The 26148-nt window shown below is 42.5% G+C and carries 23 protein-coding genes; all 23 read left to right on the top strand.

Annotation, left to right across the window (positions count from 1 at the left end):
* Nucleotides 1-421 precede the first annotated feature (421 nt).
* The 23 genes from H5114_RS16870 to H5114_RS16760 all read left to right on the top strand — a co-directional run bounded on the left by H5114_RS16870 (nucleotide 422) and on the right by H5114_RS16760 (nucleotide 26079).
* Nucleotides 422-1669 (top strand): malic enzyme-like NAD(P)-binding protein, encoded by a 1248-nt coding sequence (locus H5114_RS16870; RefSeq protein ID WP_182723550.1) that lies wholly within the window; start codon nucleotides 422-424, stop codon nucleotides 1667-1669.
* Nucleotides 1670-1870: 201 nt separating this feature from the next.
* Nucleotides 1871-3781 carry an RNase E specificity factor CsrD gene (gene csrD, locus H5114_RS16865; protein WP_182723549.1) on the top strand — a complete coding sequence of 637 codons (1911 nt, stop codon included), beginning with the start codon at nucleotides 1871-1873 and terminating at the stop codon, nucleotides 3779-3781.
* Nucleotides 3782-4099: 318 nt separating this feature from the next.
* Nucleotides 4100-4981, top strand: coding sequence for a biogenesis protein MshI (locus H5114_RS16860; protein ID WP_259395326.1), 882 nt, complete (start codon nucleotides 4100-4102; stop codon nucleotides 4979-4981).
* Nucleotides 4978-5598 (top strand): fimbrial assembly protein, encoded by a 621-nt coding sequence (locus tag H5114_RS16855; RefSeq protein WP_182723547.1) that lies wholly within the window; start codon nucleotides 4978-4980, stop codon nucleotides 5596-5598. The genes H5114_RS16860 and H5114_RS16855 overlap by 4 nt, the downstream gene beginning before the upstream one ends.
* Nucleotides 5595-6251, top strand: coding sequence for an MSHA biogenesis protein MshJ (locus tag H5114_RS16850; RefSeq protein ID WP_182698942.1), 657 nt, complete (start codon nucleotides 5595-5597; stop codon nucleotides 6249-6251). Before H5114_RS16855 ends, H5114_RS16850 begins: the two co-directional genes overlap by 4 nt.
* Nucleotides 6232-6558 (top strand): MSHA biogenesis protein MshK, encoded by a 327-nt coding sequence (locus H5114_RS16845; RefSeq protein WP_404717048.1) that lies wholly within the window; start codon nucleotides 6232-6234, stop codon nucleotides 6556-6558. The genes H5114_RS16850 and H5114_RS16845 overlap by 20 nt, the downstream gene beginning before the upstream one ends.
* A 13-nt stretch (nucleotides 6559-6571) precedes the next feature.
* Nucleotides 6572-8254 carry a pilus (MSHA type) biogenesis protein MshL gene (mshL, locus tag H5114_RS16840; protein WP_124015326.1) on the top strand — a complete coding sequence of 561 codons (1683 nt, stop codon included), beginning with the start codon at nucleotides 6572-6574 and terminating at the stop codon, nucleotides 8252-8254.
* A gap of 47 nt (nucleotides 8255-8301) precedes the next feature.
* On the top strand, nucleotides 8302-9246 hold the full coding sequence (locus H5114_RS16835; protein WP_182723546.1) for an ExeA family protein: 945 nt from the start codon (nucleotides 8302-8304) through the stop codon (nucleotides 9244-9246).
* Nucleotides 9243-10616 (top strand): lipopolysaccharide assembly protein LapB, encoded by a 1374-nt coding sequence (locus H5114_RS16830; RefSeq protein ID WP_182723545.1) that lies wholly within the window; start codon nucleotides 9243-9245, stop codon nucleotides 10614-10616. The genes H5114_RS16835 and H5114_RS16830 overlap by 4 nt, the downstream gene beginning before the upstream one ends.
* Nucleotides 10613-12373 (top strand): GspE/PulE family protein, encoded by a 1761-nt coding sequence (locus H5114_RS16825; protein WP_182723544.1) that lies wholly within the window; start codon nucleotides 10613-10615, stop codon nucleotides 12371-12373. The genes H5114_RS16830 and H5114_RS16825 overlap by 4 nt, the downstream gene beginning before the upstream one ends.
* 2 nt (nucleotides 12374-12375) lie before the next feature.
* Nucleotides 12376-13590 (top strand): type II secretion system F family protein, encoded by a 1215-nt coding sequence (locus H5114_RS16820; protein WP_182723543.1) that lies wholly within the window; start codon nucleotides 12376-12378, stop codon nucleotides 13588-13590.
* A 32-nt stretch (nucleotides 13591-13622) separates the two neighbouring features.
* Nucleotides 13623-14213: a hypothetical protein gene (locus H5114_RS16815; protein ID WP_124015321.1), complete on the top strand. Its 591-nt coding sequence runs from the start codon at nucleotides 13623-13625 to the stop codon at nucleotides 14211-14213.
* A gap of 109 nt (nucleotides 14214-14322) precedes the next feature.
* The gene (locus tag H5114_RS16810) at nucleotides 14323-14928 is read left to right on the top strand and encodes a prepilin-type N-terminal cleavage/methylation domain-containing protein (RefSeq protein WP_182723542.1); all 606 of its coding nucleotides are present in this window, start codon (nucleotides 14323-14325) and stop codon (nucleotides 14926-14928) included.
* Nucleotides 14929-14967: 39 nt separating this feature from the next.
* Entirely contained in the window at nucleotides 14968-15474 is a 507-nt protein-coding gene (locus tag H5114_RS16805) for a type II secretion system protein (protein WP_182698948.1), read from the top strand.
* 238 nt (nucleotides 15475-15712) lie between these two features.
* Nucleotides 15713-16195: a type II secretion system protein gene (locus H5114_RS16800; RefSeq protein ID WP_404948363.1), complete on the top strand. Its 483-nt coding sequence runs from the start codon at nucleotides 15713-15715 to the stop codon at nucleotides 16193-16195.
* Nucleotides 16185-16748 carry a prepilin-type N-terminal cleavage/methylation domain-containing protein gene (locus H5114_RS16795; protein ID WP_182723540.1) on the top strand — a complete coding sequence of 188 codons (564 nt, stop codon included), beginning with the start codon at nucleotides 16185-16187 and terminating at the stop codon, nucleotides 16746-16748. The genes H5114_RS16800 and H5114_RS16795 overlap by 11 nt, the downstream gene beginning before the upstream one ends.
* Nucleotides 16748-17575: a PilW family protein gene (locus H5114_RS16790; RefSeq protein ID WP_182723539.1), complete on the top strand. Its 828-nt coding sequence runs from the start codon at nucleotides 16748-16750 to the stop codon at nucleotides 17573-17575. The genes H5114_RS16795 and H5114_RS16790 overlap by 1 nt, the downstream gene beginning before the upstream one ends.
* Nucleotides 17565-18020, top strand: coding sequence for an MSHA biogenesis protein MshP (locus tag H5114_RS16785; RefSeq protein WP_182723538.1), 456 nt, complete (start codon nucleotides 17565-17567; stop codon nucleotides 18018-18020). The genes H5114_RS16790 and H5114_RS16785 overlap by 11 nt, the downstream gene beginning before the upstream one ends.
* On the top strand, nucleotides 18010-22647 hold the full coding sequence (locus tag H5114_RS16780) for a DUF6701 domain-containing protein (protein ID WP_182723537.1): 4638 nt from the start codon (nucleotides 18010-18012) through the stop codon (nucleotides 22645-22647). Before H5114_RS16785 ends, H5114_RS16780 begins: the two co-directional genes overlap by 11 nt.
* 192 nt (nucleotides 22648-22839) lie before the next feature.
* On the top strand, nucleotides 22840-23889 hold the full coding sequence (locus H5114_RS16775) for a rod shape-determining protein (protein ID WP_011639153.1): 1050 nt from the start codon (nucleotides 22840-22842) through the stop codon (nucleotides 23887-23889).
* A 63-nt stretch (nucleotides 23890-23952) separates the two neighbouring features.
* Complete coding sequence (gene mreC, locus H5114_RS16770) at nucleotides 23953-24948, top strand: rod shape-determining protein MreC (RefSeq protein WP_124015313.1); 996 nt, start codon at nucleotides 23953-23955, stop codon at nucleotides 24946-24948.
* The gene (gene mreD, locus H5114_RS16765) at nucleotides 24945-25436 is read left to right on the top strand and encodes a rod shape-determining protein MreD (RefSeq protein WP_124015312.1); all 492 of its coding nucleotides are present in this window, start codon (nucleotides 24945-24947) and stop codon (nucleotides 25434-25436) included. The genes mreC and mreD overlap by 4 nt, the downstream gene beginning before the upstream one ends.
* Before the next feature lie 55 nt (nucleotides 25437-25491).
* Complete coding sequence (locus H5114_RS16760) at nucleotides 25492-26079, top strand: nucleoside triphosphate pyrophosphatase (protein ID WP_124015311.1); 588 nt, start codon at nucleotides 25492-25494, stop codon at nucleotides 26077-26079.
* Nucleotides 26080-26148: the final 69 nt, after the last annotated feature.

Genomic DNA, 26148 nt, shown 5'->3' with positions numbered 1-26148 from the left:
ATTTTCTACAACTAGTATAATTCCATTTCTTAACCTGAGTTATCCTAAAATAGTGTTGTGCTGAGGCGGAAACTAATTTTTTAGTAGTAAACAATGTAAAAAAGCATAAACAGCGCTTTATTGTTATTTAGACAAAATAAACTGCAAATATCGTCGTCTTTATCCGTTTATTATCGTAAATCTTGTTATTTTCCTACACTTTTAACTTATTGATTTATATATATTCATATTCAATTAGTTAGATTAATAAAACCTAGCCTCTATTCTTACTCACAACACCTCCTATCATTGAGTTTTTGATTTATATCGTTTGAGTATTAGCGTATTGTTATTAAAATTTTAGAGGGTTAGCAAGGTGCTAATTGATGGGCTCCTTACATCATCCTCTCCTTCATATATAGCGTATTTCAGGATGTATACAATGTCAGATATTCGTCAACAAGCTCTGGATTATCATGAATTTCCAGTACCAGGGAAAACGGCTATTTGCCTAACTAAACCTGCTCAATCAAGTCACGATCTTGCTTTAGCATACAGTCCCGGTGTTGCAGAGCCTGTTAGAGAGATCGCTTCTAATCCTGAAAATGCTTATCGATATACCAATAAAGGTAATACCGTTGCGGTTATTACCAACGGCACTGCTATTTTAGGGCTAGGGAATTTAGGTCCATTGGCGTCAAAACCTGTGATGGAAGGCAAATCATTACTATTTAAACGTTTTGCGAATATTGATTCGGTTGATATTGAAGTGAAACATCGCACCACTGAAGACTTTATCAATACTGTTGAGTCGATTGCCGATACGTTTGGTGGCATTAATTTAGAAGACATCAAGGCGCCTGAATGTTTTGAAATTGAACAAGAGCTGATTAAGCGCTGTAATATTCCGGTGTTTCATGATGATCAACATGGCACCGCTATTGTTACGGCTGCAGGTATGTTGAATGCCCTCGAAATTCAGGGCAAAAAAATTGACGATGCTATCTTTGTTTGTTTAGGTGCCGGTGCTGCTGCCATTGCGTGTATGACAATGATCGTTAAATGTGGTGCATTGCGTGAAAATGTTTATATGCTCGACAGGCAAGGCGTTATCCATACCCGCCGTGAAGATTTAAATGAATATAAAGCCTTATTTGCCAATAATACCGATAAACGCACCCTGCAGGATGTAATAAAAGATGCCGATGTATTTTTAGGGCTATCGGGGGCGGATTTATTAACCGCGGATGATATTGCGTTGATGGCACCTAATCCGGTGATTTTTGCCTGTTCAAATCCTGATCCTGAAATTCAACCTGAATTAGCTCATAACATTCGTAAAGACCTCATTATGGGCACGGGTCGAAGTGACTATCCAAATCAAGTCAATAACGTATTGTGCTTCCCGTTTATCTTTAGAGGTGCACTTGATGTGCGCGCAGCGGTCATTAACGATGAGATGAAGTTAGCGGCTGTTTATGCTATCGCAAACCTCGCGAAAGAGCCGGTTCCAGTAGAGGTATTGGCTGCTTATCCCAATGTGTCATCGTTGAGCTTTGGTGCTCAATATGTGCTGCCAAAACCAATGGACCCAAGATTATTGCCGCTGGTTGCTCGAGCAGTATCGCAAGCTGCGATTGATTCTGGTGTGGCTAAAATCACCACATTACCGACAGAATATAAGGTATAAGCTGCTCGGGACTGGGTATCTGCTGCTGCTCTGAGTCTGAATGAATTCATCGCATGATTAACGTAAGGGGCTTGGCCCCTTTTTTTTAGCTATCATACCCGTATAAGTAAAAACGATTAGTGAACTTGTTGGCACAATGGTTATACTGGATGAAAATTAACTTGTTAATAAAATAAGTAAATCCAGCAGGATAGCGGATAAATGAAGCTTACCAAGATCCTTACCAAAAAACTGACTAGCTTTTGGCTGCTTTCATTGGCTGCGGTGGCCTTTGTGTTTTTACTGTGCGCGGTAATGGGTTTTACTCAGTTAACCTATACTTTTCAGCAGCAGAAGGTGGCTGAATTAGAGACCATGTTAGTTGCTGACTATCAACAACATGGCAATAAACAATTTTCTACTTGGTTACCCCCTTTACTGACTGCTTATAAGGCGGTTGATTTTTCCTTGTCGCATAACAGTCAATTAATTTATCAATTTCATCATGAGCAACCCTCTGCATCTAAAAGCAGTTTAACTCTTTATAAAAGCTCGCTAAGTAAAGGGCAGTTACTCATGACGATGACTTTACCGCCACCATTTTCGTTACGTAATTTTGGCTGGCATGAGCTCGTTATTCTGCTTATTGGTTTTACTAGCATCGGTTTTTTTGTCCGCTTTGGTTACGGTTGGTATTCCAGAGAGCTAGATGGGATAGAGCAACTCGCCCAGCGCAGTAAGCTCATTCTCGATGGTCATTTAAAACAAGCTGCCGATGTACCTACTAACGGTAAGCCTCGAATGATTAATCGTGCCATCAGTAAATTACTTGCAGAACTCGATGATGCTCATAAAGAACGCGGCCGTTTAGATCAATTTATCCGTAAAGATACTTTTTTAGACAAACAAACCCAAATTGGTAATCCTATATTTTTTCAAAACCGTCTTGATGGATTAAGTCACCACCAGAAAATGGTTGCCCATGGTGTATTGATGCTCATTGAGTTTGATGATGTTGATTTAGTGGAAGACCAATTCGGTGAAGGTGGCGTTAAGGCCATGCTTTCATTGACTACAGAAGCCATTACAGCGGTATTAATGCAATATGAAGACAGTATTTTTGCGCGGCGTAGCTACTCACAATTAGCCATTGTTGTACCACAGTTATCTTTGCTTGAAGCCGATCAGTTAGCACAGCGAATACTCAAAACCTGCATCGCATTGCCTTTTTATGGCATTGGTAATCCTGATAATTTCTTTCATTTAGGGTGTGCTTTTTTTAAAGCTGGCGATCTACAGTTACAGCTTGTTGAAGAAGCTGAGATGGCCCTCCGAGCGGCACAACTTCAACGAGTTAATAACTGGTTCATGTACGATAAAGGTGCACTCGATGAGCAAATCGCCAAAGGCTCTGTTCGATGGCGCAGTTTTATTGAAAATGCATTGGTATCAAAACGATTTTTCACCTTACAACAAGCCATTGTAGATAGTGATAATCAAATTATGCACTATGAGATTTTTAGTCGTGCCCGAGATTTACAGGGTAATGATGTGCGCGCCACTCTGTTTATTCCAATGGCTAATAAATGTGGATTGATGCCGCAGATTGAGCGACAAGTATTGGAACAAGTACTTTTTAGGCTAATGTCTGACAATACATCAAGCTACAGTATCAACTTGAGTCTTGATAGTTTGACCAGTAGAGCATTTGTTCGCTGGTTACAATCGACTTTATTAGAGCATCGACCCTTAGCCGCGCGACTGATTTTTGAGGTGTCTGAAGACATTATTGTTAAAAATCAGGAAAATATCTCACTAGTTAAGACTCTGGATATGCTGAGGAAAATGGGCGCTAAATTGGCTGTAGATAATGTTGGACAATCTGTTGTCGGGACTCACTATATTCAGGAGTACCATTTTGATTTAGTGAAATTACATCGCTCTATTGTACGCCGAGTCCATCAACGTTCCGAGAATCAATTATTCATCCGTAGCCTGATTGGCGGCCTTTATCGAGCCGAAGTGAAAGTGATTGCTGAAGGCGTTGAATGTTTCGAAGAATGGCAAACGTTAAAAATTCTCGGTGTAAGTGCTGCACAAGGCGAGTTTTTAGAGCAAAGATCTGAAGTTTAGGTGTTAAAATGCTATGTTTGCTGTAATTGATTGGCCTTATACCTTGTTTATCAAAAGATTACTCTCTATCTTAAACGTATATACACTTTGTTAATATATGGCTTAGTTGTTATTTATTTGTTGTTTTTGCGTTATTATAGCTTGATTTTTTATCGATGTGACTGGTGACACTGGCAATCAAGGTTAAGCAGATTGCCTTAACGTTAGATGCTTAAATAGTAGAGTTATCGTGTCGTTTTTTGATGACATGTCTCTAATACCAATTCTATGAATGAGTGATGTTACACACTTAATATGTTAGCGAATATGGGCAACGCAATGAACAATGGTTTTTTGAGTAAACTCGCCTTTTGGCAAACATCAGAGTTGATGGGTAGTGTCGGCGTATTTATCGCTGATAATTCATTGTGGGCTTGTAAACTCCAACAAGGCCAATTAGCACCTGTTATTAGCCAGTTTTCAGTACCAAAAAATAATTGGTCTCAAGCCTTTGAAGCACTAAAAAGCCAGTTTGGTCGAGTTCGAGTGCAATTAGTGCTGTCACATCAGTATTATCAATTGTTACAAGCTGAAAAACCGAATGTTGAGCCAGATGAAGTGACTCAAGCGTTGATCTGGTCTGTGAAAGATATGGTGTCAGAACCTGTGGCCAATATCCATTTAGATTATTTTGAGTCTAGTTTTATTGTCAGTTCAAAAGTGAATGTCGTGGTCAGCAGTCGACAGTTTCTAGCTCAATTAGCCAGTGCTTGTGATGCCAATGGATTAGACGTTGCTGGTATCAGCATTGAAGAGTTGGCATTAAGCCATGTTTTAGTTAACGACAATATGGCCCACATGCTGGTGGCTCATTTGCCTGAGCAAGAATTGTTGTTATTAATTGTTAAAGCTGGCGAAGTATTGATGCAACGTCGCGTCAGAGGCTTTAATCATCTGAATAAAGCAACTTTAGAAGAGTTGAAACATGGCTTAGCCGATAATCTCAGTTTGGAGATCCAACGGTCTATGGATTATTTTGAAAGCCAATTACGTCAGGCACCTGTGGGATCCATTAGCATATTGGCAGATGGTGACAATTCATCATTAGCTAATCTCGTTGGTGCTAACTTTAATCAAAAAGTGCTTGCCGTTGCCCACGACGGCGTATCGAACTTACTCGCTCAGTTAGCGTTACAGGAATTAACGCGAGGTGAAGTGTGATAAAAACCGCGGTTAATTTATATAGCACTGATCTACTGCCTAAAAAACAAAAGCTAACCTTTGCAAGAATGATGTTGGCTTTGGGCTTATTCTCAGGATGCTGTGCACTACTTTATGCAATTGGTCTGTGGCATAGCCATGATTTGCAAACCTTAAGTGAGCAGGTAAGCAGAGAGAGAAATCGTTTAAATGATCAAAAGACTCAGCTAGAACTACAAATCGCTGCTCGTCAGCCTGATGCGAACTTAGTTGCAAAGGTCGAGCTTGAACAACAGCGCTTAGATCTTAAAAAACTGTTAAAAGATGAGCTAAGTCAGCGCAATACTCTGATTAGTCAAGGTTACTCCCCAATGTTAACCGACTTGGCAGCAGTGGCGGATGCCAATGTATGGTTGAGCCATATTACCATTGAACAACAAGATACTGATGTTCAGCGCATTGAGTTTGAAGGTTATGGGCGTAATCCACAGAGCATTCCACTGTGGATAGATAAACTAAAAACCACTTCAACGCTTAAGGGGTATGCGTTTTCAGCGATGACAATGGATCGCGGCGAAGCACAACCACTGGCGTTTAAATTAATCAGCCAGCCCATTGCTAAGGAGCTCGCACAATGAAGCAGCAATGGCTTGTATGGTCGTCAAAATTTAATGAGTTAAGTCAACGTGAGCGTACATTGATTATGTTCGCTTTATTTGTTGTGGTCGGCATGCTGTTGTTTATGCCATTAGAGTCGGTTTGGAAGCAGCAGCAAAGCTTGCAAACTCAGCTTAAAGGATTAGCACAAGAAAATTCAATTTCCTTACAACAAGTGGCTCTCTATGAAGAGCGTTTACAACTTGACCCTAATCAAGATTATCATCAACGGCTAAAGTTGATTACTGAACAAATGCAATTAGTTGATGCTGATCTTACTGAACAAATGGTTGATATGGTTCCTGCGGACTACATGCCAACAGTATTAGCTAACCTGCTGGGTAATGTTAAAGGTGTATCGCTGATTTCATTTGCTTCCATAGCGCCTAAAGCCTTATTACAAGTGGGCGATGGCAGTAAAGTTAACCTTTACAGCCACGGTATTAAGCTGACGTTACAAGGCGACTACTTCGCGATTTTAGCGTTTATTAAAGCCGTTGAAAGTATGCCTGATAAATTGTACTGGAAACGTTTAGATTATCGTGTTGAATCTCATCCAGATGCGTTAGTTGAATTAGAACTTTACACACTGAGTGTGAATAAGGACTTTATCAGTGTTGCAAAACAAGATTAATGCCATGGCGTATGCATCCTGCCTAATGATGCTATTAATGTCAGCGGCGAATGCACAAACATTACGTGATCCGACCCTACCGGGTCAGGGGTTTGTGGCTGCGATAACCAAAACCGATAATCAATCTTTAGTGTTAAACAGTATTGTCAGCGGCCAGAATACCTATGCGGTGATTAATAACATCATTCTGTCGGTGGGTGACACAGTTAGTGGCAGTGGCTTACGAGTATCAAAGATTAATAAAGACTACGTCACCTTGTCAGATGGACGAAAACTTCAACTATTTAAGTCGATAACAGAGCGATAGGATAAGAATAAAAATGAATGTGATTAAATACGTTACTCCTCTGATGTCGCTGTGCTTAGTTGCTTGTCAAACGACGGATAGACCTGATCCACAAACCGCAAAAGCAGCCTTGAATGAGTCAAGACAACAAGCTGAAGCGGGTCAAACTATTATGCCACCCCCAGCGGCAATGCCTGAAGATGTTCAGCGTGAGCTTAATGGCGATAATACACTGGGCCAAGCGGCAAGAGCCCTTCCCGCTGAGCGTCGTTTTGACGTATCAGCAAACGAAGTTGATGCCAGAGTATTTTTTCCCAGCTTAGTCAAAGACACCCCATTAAGTGTGGCGGTTCATCCGGATGTGCAAGGCAACATTTCATTATCATTAAAAGCAGTCACCTTGGCAGAGGTTATTCAAGTCGTTGAAGATATTTACGGTTATGAAGTTAAGCGTGAAGGGCGTATTTTACGTGTTTATCCCGCGGGAATGAGAACTGAAACTTTTCCCTTAAATTATATCTATATGCAGCGTGAAGGTTTGTCATTAACCTCCGTTAGCTCAGGGCGCATTTCAGACCAAAATAATAATTCAAGCAATGGCAGTAATGGCAGTAACAATAGTAATAGCAGCAGTAACAGTAGTAATAGTTCAAATAGTAATAGTGGCAATGGTAATGCTAATAGCAGTGATAATACCAATGGTACTTTTATTCGCTCAACCACTAAGACGGATTTCTGGGGTGAATTACAAGCCACATTAATGTCTATCATGGGTGAAACCGGTGGCGGGCGACAAGTTGTAGTCACTCCTCAAGCCGGTCTGGTTACCGTTCGAGCTTTTCCTGATGAGTTACGACAAATTCGAAGTTTCTTACAAATAGCAGAAAGCCATCTACAGCGCCAAGTCATTTTAGAAGCAAAAATTATTGAAGTAACTTTATCGGATGGTTATCAGCAAGGGATCCAGTGGGAGAATGTCTTAGGTCACGCTGGTAATACCAACATTAACTTTAGTACTTCAGCAGGACAGGGGCTAAGTAATGCGATTACGTCTGCCATTGGCGGAGTAACATCGATTAATTTCACTGGAAGTGATTTTAGTTCCATCATTAATTTGCTCGATACTCAAGGTGATGTAGATGTGCTGTCAAGTCCTCGAGTCACCGCATCGAATAACCAAAAAGCAGTGATTAAAGTCGGTAATGATGAATACTTTGTCACGGACGTTTCATCCACCACAGTGGCAGGTACTACTCCGGTAACCACGCCACAGGTTGAACTCACGCCATTTTTCTCTGGTATTGCTTTGGATGTGACCCCGCAGATTGATGAAGATGGCAATGTCATACTGCATGTTCATCCTTCGGTGATTGATGTGACCTCACAAACCAAAGAGATTAAAATCAGTGATTCAACCTTGGAGTTGCCATTAGCGCAAAGTGAGATCCGCGAATCGGATACCGTTATCCGCGCAGCATCTGGTGATGTGGTCGTGATTGGCGGGTTAATGAAGAGTGAGAATATTGAAACTGTGTCTAAAGTACCATTTTTAGGTGATATTCCTTTTCTGGGTGAAGCATTCACCAGCCGCAGTAAATCTAAAAAGAAAACTGAATTGATTATTATGTTAAAACCAACCGTGGTCGGTGGTGACACATGGAAGGACGAGTTAAAGCGCTCACAAGATTTGATTGAGCGTTGGTATCCTTCAAAGTAGTGATCGTTCACGTTTGGCTTAACATTAACAAGGGATAGCCGGTAATTATGTATTTGCAGCATTTTGGCTTAAGTCAGTTGCCCTTTACGCTGACCCCTAATACCGGTTTCTTTTTTGGGTTGGCGCCGCATGTGGAAGCGTTGCAAGTGCTGCAAACAGCATTAGAAACAGGTGAGGGTTTTATCAAGGTCACTGGAGAAGTGGGTACAGGTAAAACCTTAGTGTGTCGTAAATTGTTGAACGATTTACCCGCTCAATACCATTGTGCATATTTACCCAATCCTTATTTAAATCCTAAGGAGTTACGTTGGGCTGTGGCAGCTGAACTTGGTTTGTCTTTGCCAAATAAAGTCGATCAACAGCAACTGACAAGACTTATCCATGAGCGTTTGTTAGCGTTAAATCATCAAGGATTTCATGTGGTATTGGTGTTGGATGAGGCGCAATCGTTACCGGATGAAAGTATTGAAGCATTACGGTTATTTACTAATTTAGAAACCGAAAATCGTAAGTTATTGCAAGTGGTGCTGTTTGGTCAGCCTGAATTAGATCAACGTTTAGCGCAACCTAAGTTTAGGCAGTTACGACAACGTATTACCTTTAGCTATGGTTTACGTCCGTTAACATGGGACGAAATACACGCTTATATTCGATACCGGCTAGCGATTGCGGGTTACCAAGGGCCAGAGTTATTTACTGCCGCGGATATTAAGCGTATTGCAAAAGCTGCTCGTGGCATTCCGCGTTTGGTGAATATTTTGGCACATAAAAGTTTATTGCTATGCTACGGCCAAGGTGAAAAAAAGGTCCGAACTCGGCATTGTTTGGCTGCGATAACCGATACGGAAGATATTAATTTACAACTTAAAGTGAGTGTATCTCGGCTCAACATCTTGCTTGTTGTGCTCCTTGCTGCAGTGGTGTTGGTTATTGGGTTAAATAGTGACAGTTGTTGTGGTGAATGGGTGACACAAATAAGTGAGATTAAATGAGCGTTATTATCAATATGCTGAAAGATTTAGAACAGCGTCAGCAGCCTGAAACCGATAATCCTTCGACACAAGCTGTGGGTGAATTTGTGCGTCCTCAAATTCAATATCAAACTGTTGCTAAATCACGTTCACCGCTTATTAGTCTCATTGTTGTTGCAGTACTATTGATACCTACTTTGTGGTTTGGTGTGTCAATGTATCGCCAAGCCAATATGCAAATCGCAAATCAACCTAAAGCAATCAGTGACGCTGCTAGCATAGACACTGAATCGTTAACGCTAAGCCAAGCACTTAATCATAACGACCTTGTGACTGAACCCTCTGAGTTAGCCTTAAATGCCAGCTCGACAATGACGCCTAAATCTATTGAAGCGTCAAGGCTGCCCGTCAGCGCCGATACGACTCAAGACAATATGCCTGTTACAAATGAAACATCCTTAACCGATTTGACTCAAGTGGACATAGCATCAAAGGGTGACGCTGAGCAGATTGATACGTCTTCCCCCTCGGCACAACAAGCTAGCGAGCGAGAGCCTGAAACGGTCAATAGTCACACCGTAGTCGCCGCCACAGTTGCTAGCAAAACCGCAGCCGATAAGGTCAGTGTATCCAGCGCGAATGAGCCGATACCTGATCAAATTGCATCCAACCAGATGGCACAGAACAATCCTGCATCAAATAATGCTGACACCGCTAAAGCCATCACTGCAAAGCAATCATCTGGCTCGTCTGAAGCAGCCGCTGTTGAGAAAAAACCTGTGCAGATGTCGGTAAAAGAGGTCGTTATTAGTAAGGCACAAATGGCACAGTTGCAATACCGTAAAGGAATGGATGCCGAGCAGGCACGGCGACTTGATGATGCCGCCGGTTACTATTTAGAAGCGATCATTTTACAACCGAACTTACACAAAGCGCGTATCCAATTGGTTGAAATTTATTATGCGCAAAATAATATGACTACTGCGATGGGATTACTCGAAAGTGGCATCAGTATGTTTCCGCAACAATGGGAGTTTTATGTGATTTTGTCGCGGATTCAAACCGAAATTAAAGCTTATGATGCTGCATTAGCGACATTAGCGATGATCCCCGATAATTCAACGTGGGCTCGAGATAAGTGGATAGCGCAAACCGATTTGGCCCAAACTTCGAAGAACTTTACCCTAGCTGAAGCGGCTTATCGTAACCTATTGGTATCCGAATCGACTCAATCTCGCTGGTGGATGGGGTTAGCTTATGCGCTCGACTCACAAACAAAATACTCGCAAGCCGCTCAGGCTTATCGTTCAGCATTAAGCTATGAAGGGTTATCGACTTCAGCCATGACCTTTATTGAAAAGCGTTTAGATCAGCTAGGAGAAAACCGATGAAGCCTAAGTTAAAGATGCGGTTGGGAGATCTTCTTGTTCAAGAGCTGATTATTACTGATGTACAGCTACAACAAGCATTAGCGGAGCAGCGCAATTCAGGTAAAAAGCTTGGCCGTACACTGATTGATTTAAACAGTATTACTGAAGATCAGTTACTTAAGTTTTTATCTCAACAACTTAATTTACCGTATTTGGATATTAGTCGTCGCCCAATTACTGCCGACGTGGTCAATATTCTTCCTGAAGTACAAGCTAGGCGTTATCGTGCCTTAGTGGTAGAAAGTCATGCTGATCATGTGTTAGTGGCCATGAGCGATCCAGCCGACTTACAGGCTATCGATAATATTGAAGTGTTGGTTGCGCCTAAACAGTTAATGATTGCCGTAGCACCAGAACAACAATTACTCGATGCATTTGATAACCTCTACCGCCGCACCGGACAAATAGCCGAAATAGCCGGTAAGCTCGATGAAGAATATGCCGCTGATGACATGTTCGATTTGGCTAATTTAACCCAAAGTGATAGTGATAACGAAACCACAGTGGTCAAGTTATTACAGTCTATTTTCGAAGATGCGGTGCAAATGCGTGCGTCAGATATTCACATTGAACCCGGCGATAAAGTCTTGCGCATCCGCCAACGTATTGATGGTCAATTGCATGAAAATACCCTAAGCGAAGTTAATATTGCATCGGCCCTGGTATTACGGTTGAAACTGATGGCTGGGTTAGATATTTCAGAGAAACGTATGCCACAAGATGGTCGTTTTCATATGGAAATCAAAGGTCATAAAATCGACGTGCGGATGTCGACCATGCCAATTTATCACGGCGAATCTGTGGTGATGCGTTTATTAGATCAGACGACTGGACTGCGCACCTTAGATGAAACTGGCATGCCACCGCATATTGTGGCGCGAATTCGTAAACAGATTAAACGCCCTCACGGTATGTTGTTAGTGACCGGGCCAACGGGTAGCGGTAAAACCACCACTTTATACGGTATTTTAAGTGAGCTTAATACTGCTGACAGAAAGATTATCACCGTAGAAGATCCGGTGGAATATCAATTACCACGCATTAACCAAGTTCAAGTTAACCATAAGATTGGTTTAAATTTTTCCAATGTGCTGCGTACCACTCTTCGCCAAGATCCCGACATTATCATGGTGGGCGAAATGCGTGACCAAGAAACCGTTGAAATTGGTCTTCGAGGCGCATTAACCGGTCACTTTGTATTGTCGACCTTGCATACCAATGACGCGGTGACCAGTGCGTTACGATTACTCGATATGGGCGCGGCCAGCTATTTGGTGGCGAGTGCACTGCGCGTTATTATTGCTCAGCGCCTTGTTAGGCGTGTTTGTCATAATTGCGCCATTGATTATCAGCCTTCAGCCGCTGAGCGCAGTTGGCTTAGTAGTGTGACTAAAAAAGATATTAGCAGCGCGACATTTAAAGTAGGTCGTGGTTGTCAAACCTGTAATGGTTCGGGATATCGTGGCCGAATCGGTATTTTTGAAATACTTGAGCTTGATGAAAACATGATTGACGCCATGCGTACTGGTAATCCTCAAGATTTTGCTCGTGCAGCGCTGCGCAGTCCTAATTTTATCCCACTGGCACATTCTGCGATGGAGTATTTATTCCTTGGTACGACAACACTCGAAGAAGTATCAAAACTGGTTGAAGATGTTAGTGAGTCGACAGTGCCGTTGTCGGAAGATTTGGTTAGTCAACAAGATATTGGTGCATAACAATGCCAATATATCAATATCGAGGTCGTAACTCACAAGGGCTGGCTGTTAGTGCACAGCTTGAATCTGCTAATGAAAGTGCCGCTGCCGACGCTTTACTTTCTCGTGGAGTTATTCCACTGGAATTACGTGAAGTAAAAAATAAGCAATCATTTTCAATGAGCTTATTTCGCAGTAAAGTGTCATTAGAAGAGTTACAAATTTTTAGTCGACAAATGTACTCATTAACTCGTTCGGGTATTCCCATTTTAAGAGCTATTGCTGGTTTATCTGAAACCACTCATTCCGATCGAATGAAAACAGCCTTAGATGATATTTCAGTTCAGCTCACTTCAGGTCGACCACTGTCTTCGGCAATGAATCTTCATCCAGATATATTTGATTCATTGTTTGTGTCGATGATCCATGTTGGTGAAAATACCGGTAAGTTAGAAGATGCCTTTATCCAGCTATCTGGCTATATCGAGCGTGAGCAAGAAACACGTCGACGGATTAAAGCGGCAATGCGTTATCCCATGTTTGTGTTGATCGCCATTACCATCGCAATGATTATTCTCAATATTATGGTTATCCCTAAATTTGCCGATATGTTCTCTCGTTTCGGCGCAGAGTTGCCATGGGCGACAAAAATATTAATTGGTACGTCTAATCTGTTTGTTAATTTCTGGCCTCATATGATAGTGCTATTAATTGCTGTGGTAGTGGCGATTCGGTATTGGCATCATTCAGAAAAGGGTGAGAAGCAATGGGATTTATGGAAACTGCATATTCCTGTGGTGGGTTCCATTATTGAGCGCTCAACGTTATCGCGTTATTGTCGCTGTTTTTCGATGATGCTCAGTGCTGGTGTGCCTATGACTCAAGCATTAAGTTTGGTCGCTGATGCGGTCGATAATGCTTATATGCATGATAAAATTGTCTCGATGCGCCATGGTATTGAATCAGGCGAGTCAATGCTAAGGGTATCTAATAGCAGTCAATTATTCACTCCGTTAGTATTGCAAATGGTGGCTGTGGGCGAAGAGACGGGGCAAATCGATCAACTATTAAATGACGCTGCTGATTTTTATGAAGGTGAGGTCGATTACGATTTAAAAAATCTGACGGCTAAATTAGAGCCTATTCTTATTGCGTTTGTCGCTGGCATTGTCTTGATACTGGCACTGGGTATTTATCTGCCTATGTGGGATATGCTTAATGTGGTCAAAGGCGGTTAGCATATAATGCAAGTTATTCATTGGGTACTGGCATGTTGAGCCAACAAAAAGCAGATGATGACCTGATTAAAGTGTATGGGCGAGTCATTGCTATTGTGGTGGTGTTAGTACTGTTGAGTATTGTTGGCATACGTTCTTTTAATTCCACCTCCAATATAGGTGGCCGTGGTTTAGAGTTTGAACATAATCGTTTTTTAAATGTCTTAGCTATGGTGCGCAGTCAATGGTTAGCTTCTGGTAGGCCACACCGGATGCAATTATCTTGGCATAACAAGGTGCCTAATGTGACACCAAGTAAGGTCGCAGATGACAATCTTGATTCAGACTCTCAAGCTGACACTATTAGAAATGATAAGATTAACGACGATTTTGATGCCGATTTAGTCGGTACCGATAATTGGGTGTCTTTATCTAACCAAGGTTGGCCAATTATTGATACCAATGATGTACAAGGTTGTGCACAGTTGTGGGCGCAGTTATTGGCCAATAATGTTCAAGAGCTCAATATTGCGGTAGATTATCAGTCTGATGATCATGTGTGTCGCTACTATTCAAATAACAAAGCCAGTTTGAGTTATCAGCTCCAGACGGGTAGAGTCATTTTTTTGATGAGTGACAGATAAAATTTGTATCATCCATGTTAAAATTTAAATAAGCTGCTAATATCAGTGAAGTTATCGCTGAACCAGTATGTTTCCCTGTTGTAGGCACTATAGAGAAGAGTAAGATATTATGAAATTGAAACAACAAGGTTTTTCATTGATCGAGTTGGTCATTGTTATTGTTATTCTCGGTTTATTGGCTGCAACGGCAATTCCGCGTTTTTTGAATGTCACCGATGATGCTGAAGACGCCAGTGTCGATGGTGTTGCTGGCGGTTTAGCCACAGCGGTGAGTTTTGTGCGTGCACAATGGGAAGTTGATGGTCGCCGGAATAGTAATGTTATTTTAGACGGGACGAATGTGTCGTTAGATGCACGGTTTGGTTTTCCTACCGGGACCACCAACACAGATGCTACAGCCATGACAAATGAAGCATGTCAGGAAGTATTTAATGCAGTGTTGCAAAACGTACCTAGAAATGTGCTTTTTAACCAAGATGCTCGTCAACAACGTTACACTGTAAGAATGCAAAATGGTGTCGGTGGCTCATCTACGAGTATTGATGGCCAAGTCGTTGCAGGGCTTGATTTATGCGTTTATCATCAAGTTGCGACGTTAGCGCTTAATCAAACATCGGGAGTCGCAACACCCACTCCAGATTTAGATACCGTCGGTGCAAACGGAATTATATACAATGCCGGTACGGGTCAGGTCGTATCATTTACTAACAACTAATTTGATTTACTTATTTATTTTCTATAGAGGTTATTTAATATGCAAAAACAACAAGGTTTTACATTAATCGAATTAGTGGTTGTGATCATTATTCTCGGTATTTTAGCGGTAACAGCAGCGCCTAAGTTTATCAATCTTCAAGGTGATGCTCGTGTGTCTGCGTTACAAGGTTTAAAAGCGGCAATTCAAGGTGCAAACACCTTAGTTTATTCAAAAGCAGCATTAGCTGGTAAAGAACAAGCGACTGGGGCCACAGTGACTTTAACTGGCTCCTCAACGGCTACTCCAGCGACTAATATTGATGTAACAACTGATTATGGTTATTTGACCACAGCATTAGTTAATTTTCAAAATGCAATTGATTTAAGCGTTTCTGCTGGAACAGATCCAAGCCTTTCAACTATAACTACTGATTGGATTTATGACGCTGCTACAGGGAGCTTTTGGCAAGCAGGCGCACCATCAACTTGCTTTTTCAAATACTCAGCTGCTACAGCAGCAAAGATACCTGAATTTACAGCGATACCTGATGCATCTAAGTGCTAATAAAATTTAAGAAAAAAAACCTGCTTAGGCAGGTTTTTTTTTGAGTGTTTTAAATACATGAATAGGTTAGAAACTAATTAATCAGGTTAGTCATAAAGTGATGTAAGCCTAACAAATAAGCATACAACATAGCCTGTTGTTAATATACGGAATAAGCTAATATAAGTCTCTGACACTATTACGGTTTAACTCTTATCGCATGTCATTAATGTTCGTCTAATAAAATGAGGGCATCATCATAGTGAATCGACATCATCATGTTCCGCTAGGGTTTACCTTGGTTGAATTGGTTACCACCATGATTGTGATTGGTATTATTGCCGTGACAGTGTTGCCACGTCTGTTGTCTGACTCTTCTTATAGCGCCTACAGTTTACGTAATGAATTTATCAGTGAATTACGTCAAGTTCAGCTTAAAGCAATGCAAAATACCGATCAGTGTTATCAAATTGATGTGACAGCAAGCGAGTATACTTTGCGCCATTTTAGCGGAAGAACCGCTAGCCTATGCACAAACCAAGTTCGTATAGAGCAATCACAAATCTTCAGCGGTGGTGCCCATATTACGTTAGCCAGTAATGCGAGTCAGGCTTTTTCAATCACCTTTGACGAGCAGGGCCGTATGGTATCTCCAGCGTGTTCAGGTAATTGCTTTAATGCTGTTGCAGATGAAACCTTAGCTATTGCGGTTGAGTCTGAGGGGTATATTTATGCTCAGTAAGTCGCAATCGTGTCAACATGATCATCATCAACAACGCTTGCAACTATCTCGACGTCAGCGTGGCTTTACCCTGATTGAACTCGTTATCGGTATGATAGTGATTGGCATCGCGATTGTAATGATCACTAGCATGTTGTTCCCTCAAGCAGATAGAGCGGCGACGACATTACAAAGAGTGCGCTCTGCTGAGTTGGCACATTCGGTTATGAATGAGATTTGGGGCAAGCGTTATGATCAAAAGACCAATCCCAATGGTGGTGTTCCGGCGTGCAATGCTCCTACTGGGGAATTTTGTACCGCGGCCAGTTCCCTAGGCCCTGATGGTGAAGACCGCGACGATTTCAACGATGTTGATGATTATGATGAGTTAGATCAAACACAAAACATGCTCAATTCAAGCCAAACCTATGCCCAAGCTTATCCCAATTATCGCTTGAACGTGTCAGTAGCCTATCTTGACTCGTCAACGCAGGCGCAAAAATTAATTACTGTAGACGTTACAACCCCTGCTGGTGAAGTGATCACTTACCAAGCGGTAAGGAGTAACTACTAATGCAGGAGTATCGCCATCCAAAAATAGCGGGATTTACCTTAATTGAAATGGTTACGGTTATTTTAATTTTAGGGATTATTGTGGTTGGAATAAGCAGTTTTGTTGTTTTTGGTACTCGCATTTTTGTTGAATCAAGCGCAGTTGATCAGGTACTCAGTCAAAGCCGTTTTGGCATTGAACGGATGACCCGCGATATTCGCCGCGCAGTGCCCAATAGTATGCGAGTGCTAACAGCGACTGATGGCAGTTATCAATGCCTGGAATTATTACCTATTAGTGCCAGTACATCGTATATTGATGCGCCGTTTTTCCCGCAATCAGTGCAAAATACGTTAACCGCGATTAAAAGTGTTCGTTCAATTAATGCTGTTCAATCAGTGCTGATTTACCCTTTAACCGCTAGCGAGGTTTATAACCCTCAAGGATTAACAGCAAAGCGTTTTCTGGTGCAAAGTGTGGCTGAAAGCGGAGATCTCCTGACGATTACCTTAACCCAAAGTATTCGCTTTACCGAAGCGTCGCCATTAAAACGCTTGTATGTTGCCCAGAGCCCACTCAGTTACTGTTTTATTAACACCGCGGGTAATGTTGATTTACGCTTATACCAACAATATGGCTATAAGGCTGTGCAGCCCTCTCCAGCGGATATGGGGAATGGCGTCTTGATGGCACAAAATATTACTAATACTTTAACCATTAATCCGGCAATCATTTTAACGCCAGCAACATTAGTGACTAATGCTATAGTGCATTTACAGCCTAGGTTTAGGGTGAATGGCGAAACATTTCAATATCAACATCAAGTGCAGGTGATGAATGTACCCTAAACTGAAATTGCCGCAACATTCCCAACAAGGCAGTGCATTAATCATTGGTATTTTTGTGCTGACAGTGATGTTTTTGCTGGCGGCGAGTTTAATCCGCATTGTTAGCGATGCCGATGAGTCGGTTAATATGGAAGTCTGGGGGACTCGAGCTTTATTTAGTGCCAATAGTGGCGCTGATGCTGCTCTGTCTCAGTTGTTCCCCCTTAGTGGTGTTAATGGAAGTTGTAGCAATGTGAGTTCAACTTGGTCGCCGCCAACAGGAGGAAATGGATTTCATAACTGTACTGTGTTGGTTAACTGTAATGCTACAACTGTTGCCAGTATCACTCAGTATCGGATTAACAGTTTAGCGGTATGCGAGACAGGTAACTGTGCTGGTAACTCAGATAGCTCAACATGTTTGCGAGTGAGTCGCCAAGTAGAGGTAGAAGCCCGTGGTAATTAACCCTTTTATGTTAATGATATCGAGTTTAGTTAGCAGGTTAGCTTTTTTTCTATGGCTAACTACTGCCATTTTGATGCCTTTGTCTGTGGCGCAGGCTGATTGGAGCACAACCTTTAAAGAAGGGGTTAACAATATTGATAGCAGTGGCACCATTAGTTTGAATACGGCCACGATTATTAATGCACCTAATAACAGTAAGTTACCCACCTACAATTATATTCAGGGAGGGGATTCTAGATTTAATTCTTGTATTAGCAGTAATGGTACTGCAAAAGTGTGTAGCAAGGGCCAGTATGTGGCTGAATTACCCAGTGGCCGCATTGATTTTGCCCAGTGCCAATCAACCAGTAGTGTTGATGTAGGTCCTCCCGTTTATGGTCAAGAAACCATTAGCCTTGCTGAGGGTGAATACCGCAATGTGTCAGTTGCTAATGGTGGCGATAAAAAGGTTGTTTTTACCACTGAGAATGGTAAATATAAAATTAAAAACCTGACCGCTAGCTCAGGCACTATAGAGTTTTCTGCAGGGCAATATTGGATCGAATCAATGAACATTAATAATGGTGTTCAATTGATATTTCCGCCGTCAGGTCGGGTGAGTTTTTTTATTAAAAACGATTATGTTCAAAAAAATCTGACCTTGGCCAGTTCGGCAGATAAATTGCTTTTTTACAATTATGGTAAATTTGAGATTGAAGGCGGTGCTAGCTTAAATGCATATGTCGTATCCGAAAATACCGTCACAATTAATGGTTCTGCTAAAATTCAAGGTGCTGTGACAGGTAAAGATATTATCTTAAATGGCAGTTCATCGGTGACATTTTCTGCTAATGCGGATCAAATTGATCTGGTTCCAGATTGTAGTATTAAGATTCAGACTATCACGCCATTTCATATTCAATATGGCAAGTCCGCAGCGAGTTCCGGTAGTACATCCAAAAGTGTGGTGTTTGATTCAGCATTTCAAAGCGGCGTAATGCCGCTAGTTTTTGTGATGCCGACTGTGTCAGAAAATAACCCTGTTGCCAACGATGGTCCTCAAAGCGTGTTTTTATCTTCAATCAGTGCAAGCGGTTTTACTTGGGAGCGAAAATGGCCTTCAGGTAATAGAGTGTCAGCGGCAGAGATGCCTGAAGTACACTGGATTGCAGTTACGCCCGGTCAATTTGATTTAAATAACGGTAGCCAATTAATCGCTGGTTCAGTGTTGCAGAATAAGGCCTTGGTCGGCTCGAACAATCAATATATCAGCGTATCTTTACCCAGTACTCAAGATGTGGTGCTTAACCAACTACAAACCCAAAATAATAACTGCTGGTTAACCAGCACGTCGCAATTTACTTCAAGTGGTATCGAATTAGCGATGGATACTTCTGAAGTGCGCAATAATTCGGGGCAATGTGAGCCGAGTAAATTAAATGCCAATAATTTACAATATGAAAAAATTGCCTACTTATCAGTAACGTCTGGCAGTGGCCCGCTAGTGCTGGAAGGTAAAAATGTCAATTATCATTTTGGTCGTTCGACCACCTTTAATACAAATGTGAACAATACCCAAGACGTCAATTTTCAATGTACTAATTTACTCACACCATTAAATGGTTTTACTAGTGTACCAACATTGGTAGCCAGTAAAAACAGTCGTTTGGGTGGTGATGGCGGTTGGTTACGGCGTTGTAAATTAACCAGTAACTCAGTCAGCATAATTAATGATGAAGATACCTTTAGTGATAGTGACCGTAGTCACGTGTGGGAAAACTATAGTTTTATTGCCATAGAAAAACTCGCCCCTGTGCGCCAGTGTTTTACTGATAATTTTGAACGGGCAAGCTTAGGCAGTGACTGGGTTGTGGCTCAAAGTTCGGGTAACTTTACCCCTTCAATAGTTAACGGCCGCTTACGACAAACTGAAGCGAGAACTAACCAAGCAACATCGACAACTTATCAGCGTTTATTTCCTGCGGTTAATAATAAAGTCGAAATTGAGTTTGATCATTATGCCTATGGTGGTAACGGTGCCGACGGTATTGCGTTTGTATTATCCGATGCTGCTATTACCCCGCAGCCAGGCTCTGCTGGTGGTCCAATGGGATATGGTGCACGTTCTAATGTGAATGGTTTTGCTGGTGGCTGGCTAGGTTTCGGGATTGACGAGTACGGTAACTTTTCTGCTGAAGGTGGTCCTAGCGGTCCAGGCCGACGTCCACAATCGGTATCGATTCGAGGTTCAGGTTCTGGTACTTCTGGTTATCCTTATTTACGCGGAACTTGTAGTAATGGCACCACTAATACCGGTAGTTGCTTATCTCCGAAAGTGGATAACAATAATGTTTCACCTGCGCATCGGTACCGTATTACTGTTGACTCATTACTCCCTAATCAATCAATCGTTAAGGTTGAACGCAATAGTGGTAGCGGTTTTGTTGAAATTATTCCCGCATTTAATGCTGCCGGCATCTCTTCACAAGCTGCGATACCTGAGAACTTTTTGTTGTCGTTAACGGGATCAACTGGCGGATCCACTAATAATCATGAAATCGATAATGTTGAGATTTGTGCGCTCAACTCCAGCCCTATTGGAGTACAAATTGATCATTTTGAGTATTCCTATTCTGGTCAAGGGATCACTTGTGTACCCAAAACATTATCTATTAAAGCCTGTGCTAACACAGATTGCAGTGCGACTGTGCCTGATACTGTCACGGCGACGCTCAGCCCTGCAACAGTGACAGGCGGTGGCGGTTGGATTGGTGGCAGTGTAGTAACGTTTACTGGAGGGCAAAAATCAGATTTACAGCTAAGACATAATACTCCCGGCACTGTGACTTTAGGTGTCACCGGGTCTACGCCAAGCACTAAAGCATTCAGTAAAACCTTGTGCCGTGTTAATGGCAGTGCCGCAAGCGAGGCTAACTGTAATTTAGTTTTTGCCGATAGCGGTTTTATTTTTGAGGTACCGGATAAGTTGGCCAACAAACCAACAGGTAATATTTCTATTAGTGCAGTGAAAAAATCGGATAGTACTCTGCAATGTATCCCAACGTTTGCTAGCATCACCAAAAACGTCGGTTTTTGGAGTACCTATATTGAGCCGACGACTCCAATTAGTGGTCAATCAGTAACAGTGAATAATACCGTGGTAGGTAAGCAGAGTAGCACCGCAACCACGCTTGCGTTGGCATTTGATACACAAGGAAAAGCAAATATTAACGTCAACTATCCAGATGCAGGAAAAATGCAGTTAGATGCAAAGTATACTGGCACAGGTGATGAACAAGGCTTGGTAATGGTTGGTTCCGATCCGTTTGTTAGCTTTCCGGTAGGTTTATGCGTTACCCCCAAAGAGAGTGTTGCAGAGTGTTCTGCAAGTATTAGTAGTACGTGTAATCGATATAAAAAAGCTGGCGAGCCATTTGAGTTAATTATTCAAGGTAAAGCATGGCAAGCGGATGGTGATACAAACTACTGCGATAATATAAATACCCCTAATTATGTCCATAACAATATAGCATTAGGCAATCAAATTATTTCACCATCGGATGGTGTGCTGGGTGCTGTAGGTACGACGGCATATAATCATGTTGCGCAAACCACGAGCAGTAATACCGTGTCGCAGACAGTGACTGAAGTGGGCGTGTTTAAGTTTACCGCTGATCCACCGAGCGAATATTTAGGCTCAAGCTTTTATAATATTCCACAGGCGGCATCGCCTAATATAGGGCGTTTTGTACCCGACCGCTTTGTTGTGAGTAGCTCGAGTGTGCTGCCATCTTGCGGCAGCTTTAGCTATATGGATCAACCTTTTGCTCTCGCCTTAACCTTAGATGCAGTCAATACTGGCACTTATGTCACTCAGAACTATCAAGGCGCCTTTGCTAAAGCGAGTGCAAGCTTAGTGGGTGAAGATGCCAATAATGGCATTGATTTAAGCAGCCGATTAAGTGCTTTACCGGTTAATGCTGGCTCTTGGGTTTTGGGCCAAGCAAACGTAGGATTATCTTATCAAGCTAATTTCAATCGTACAGTGGCCCCTGGTGTGGATGGCCCATTTAGTCAATTAGCTATCGGTGTACAAGCCTTTGATAACGATGGTAGTGTGTCGTTTATTGCATCAGCTGATATGCGCGCAGACAGCAGTGGTATTTGCGCCGACAGCAACAACTGCAACGCCAAACGATTATCGACGCAAGACTTACGCCACGGCAGAGTTGTAATGGATAATACTTATGGTCCTGAAAATGAAGTATTAGACATGCCAACCTATGCCCAGTATTGGAATGGCAGTAGCTGGGTAACGAATACTGGCGATAGCTGTACTCAAGTTATCGTTCCGCTTGACGGCAGTGAAATATACGCGCCATTATTAGCGTCTGATCAGGTCGTGACTCGTACCAATAATGGCGCATTAGTTAACAACGGCCAGTCAACCTTGTTATGGCAAAATAAAGGTTCTACAGCATATCGAGGTCAGGTGACTGCCCCGTTAAAAGTAGAGCCATGGCTTCAGTGGTATTGGAATTGGGACCAAGCAAGTCCGGCCCAGCTTTATGACCCAAGAGCAAGTGCCTTCTTTGGTCGTTACCGAGGTCATGATAGGATCATTTATTGGCGTGAGGTGGGGCAATAATATGCATGAAAAAGCATCAGATTTGGGCTTTTTTGATTTAAAACTGCGCGGATGTTGATTTTTTAACAGCTTTTACAAAAAAAAACGCTAGATTAGCAATTGTTAACCTGTTCGGTATTGTAGAATGGGGGTGTCATTGATAAAGTTAGCTGATTTTTCTTCTTCTGACTCAACAGAATACAGGCCTGATACATGTTCAAAAAGTTGCGCGGCATTTTTTCTAACGACCTATCGATCGATTTAGGTACGGCAAACACTCTTATTTATGTTCGCGATGAAGGTATCGTGTTGAACGAACCCTCAGTGGTTGCCATTCGTGGCGAACGCAATAGCAATGGGCCAAAGTCAGTTGCTGCAGTTGGCAGAGAAGCAAAACAAATGCTAGGCCGAACGCCTGGTAATATTCAAGCTATTCGGCCGATGAAAGACGGCGTAATTGCTGATTTCTATGTGACTGAAAAAATGCTTCAGCACTTTATTAAGCAAGTGCATAACAACAGTTTCTTTCGTCCAAGTCCTCGTGTTCTGGTGTGTGTGCCAGTGGGCGCGACTCAAGTTGAACGCCGCGCCATTCGCGAGTCCGCTATGGGTGCAGGTGCTCGTGAAGTGTACTTAATCGAAGAGCCTATGGCAGCAGCAATTGGCGCTGGTTTACCGGTATCTGAAGCGACAGGTTCAATGGTTGTTGATATCGGTGGCGGTACTACAGAAGTGGCGATTATTTCGTTAAACGGTGTAGTGTATTCTTCATCGGTACGTATTGGTGGTGACAAGTTTGACGATGCGATTATTAATTATGTTCGCCGTAATTACGGTAGCTTAATTGGTGAAGCAACGGCTGAGCGTATCAAGCATACCATAGGCACAGCATACCCAGGCGACGAAGTGCTTGAGATTGAAGTGCGTGGTCGTAACCTTGCTGAAGGTGTACCAAGAAGCTTCACCTTAAACAGCAATGAAATTTTAGAAGCATTACAAGAGCCATTATCTGGTATTGTCAGTGCGGTAATGGTTGCCCTTGAGCAATCACCACCAGAACTGGCCTCAGACATCTCTGAGCGTGGCATGGTATTGACTGGTGGTGGTGCATTACTACGTGACTTAGACCGTTTATTAATGCAAGAGACAGGAATCCCGGTGATGGTTGCCGACGACCCATTAACCTGCGTTGCTCGTGGTGGCGGTAAAGCCCTTGAAATGATTGATATGCACGGTGGTGATTTGTTCTCTGAAGAGAACTAATTATCATCTGCTGAGCGGCTTTGTTAATGGCATTTTATGGGTTAACAGAGTTGCGAACACTTTATGAAACCAATTTTCGTTCGTGGCGTCTCTAGTCAATTCCGACTGACACTGGCAATTATTTTGTCGGTGGCATTGCTGATGACTAATTACCGTCTTGATCCTGTTCGCCAGTCTTTATCCTCATTATTAAGCCCACTGCAGTTTTTGGCCAATGTGCCAGGTATGATGCTCGACTGGTCTGCCGAAGCCTTTGCCACGCGTAATATGCTCGAACTGCAAAACAAAGAACTCTTACGCCAACAACTGGTGATGTCAGAACGTTTACAGCGTTTTGAACATGTCCGCCAAGAAAATGAGCGTTTACGCGCATTACTTGGTTCTCCTGTGCACATGGATTCTCGTAAAATGGTCGCTGAAGTTATGGAAGTTGCCAGCGATCCTTTTCGGCAATTTGTAGTGTTAAATCATGGTTTACAGAACGGCGTTTATGTCGGTCAGCCAGTGGTGGATGCCAAAGGCGTTGTGGGGCAGGTGACTGAAGTGAGTGAGTTTACTAGCCGCGTGTTGATGGTGTCAGATAGCACTCATGGTATTCCGGTGCGTGTTACTCGTAACGATGTGCGGGCAATTGCCAACGGTACTGGTGATATCGACCAAATTGAATTACGCAATGTGGCTAAAAGTACTGACATTATTGTGGGTGATTTATTGGTAACGTCAGGTTTGGGAAATCGTTTTCCTGAGGGATATCCCGTCGCTCGTGTTATCAGTGTATCGCGTGATGATGGTCAGAGTTATGCGGTTATTAATGCCCAGCCCTTAGCTGCGCTTGATCGTATTCGGTATGTTTTGCTTATTTGGCCTGATGAAACCAAACCTTTTACGTTGCCTGCTGAGGTCCAAGGGCTGATGAACGAGGCGGCTGATAATGCTGCAACGAATGGTGAAACGGAAACCATACCTAACCAGACTAGTGATAATGCATCGTCATCTCAAGTTGGTACTCCGCCTTCACAAACAACGACTTCACCAACAGTAAGCGAGGAAAACCAATGAGCGCGCACATTGCTAATGGTCGCTTAGTGGTATGGCTGACTTTATTTATTGGTATGATGTTTCAGATCATGCCGCTACCGGAAGTGGTCGAAGCATGGCGACCAGACTGGCTCCTTATGGTCATGATGTATTGGGCGATGGCGTTACCGCATCGTTACAGTATTCTCACTGCGTGGTTGTTAGGGGTCATGCTTGATGTGTTATTGGGGGCCCATTTAGGCATCCGTTCACTCGCGTTGTCGTTAGTGATTTATATTGTCGTGTTGTTGTCTCAACAGTTACGTAACTATCCTCGCTGGCAACAATCATTACTCCTAGCATGTTTTATCTGTATTTATCATTTGGTGATATTTTGGATTCAGTTTGTTGTTGTCGGTGCGACACCATTTGATGTTGAGATGTTTTTACCCGCAATTTCGAGTTTATTTATTTGGTGGTGGGTGTTCTGGGTTCTGCGTAACATGCGCCGCCATTACAAAGTACGTTAATCAATTTGATAACGTAAGAATTGTTTTAATGTACACTAATAAGAGTAACTAACCGATGACATGGGTACTGGCTTCAACATCACCAAGAAGAAAAGAATTACTGGCGCAAGCTGGCTTTAGTCAGGCAGATTTCTCATTTCAGCTAGTCGCACCCGATATCGATGAAACACCCCAGTTAACTGAAACGCCACAACAATATGTGTGCCGTTTAGCCGTTGAAAAAGCCCAAGCGGGTTTAGCCCTGAGTGGCCATATTATCGCCCCAAAAGTACTCGGTTCAGATACAATAGTGGTATTGAACGATCAAATCCTCGGTAAGCCAATAGACCAAGATGATGCCAAGCGTATGTTGACATTATTATCTGGTAAAACTCATGAAGTGATGACCGCGGTGGCGTTAACAGATGGTGAGCATACCTTTAGCCGCCTGTGTCGAACCCAAGTCAGCTTTTGTGACTTATCTGCTGCCGACATAGACGCTTATGTGGCATCGGGCGAACCAATGGATAAAGCTGGCGCATATGGCATACAAGCTTTGGGTGGTTGTTTTGTTCAATCAATTAGTGGCAGTTATTCAGCCGTCGTTGGTTTACCGCTTGTAGAAACGCGTGAATTATTAGCCTGCATGATGCAGCAAACTTAACTTTTGCTTTAATCGGTCATCTACGGTGGTGCAACTGCTGTCAACATTACGATTGGAGCATGACCCAGA

It is taken from the genome of Shewanella sp. SR43-8 (assembly GCF_014163775.1).
GTDB classification, from domain to species: Bacteria; Pseudomonadota; Gammaproteobacteria; order Enterobacterales; family Shewanellaceae; genus Shewanella; species Shewanella vesiculosa.
The sequence above is the reverse complement of the archived record's forward strand: the minus strand, read 5'-3'. Positions and strand labels throughout refer to the sequence as shown.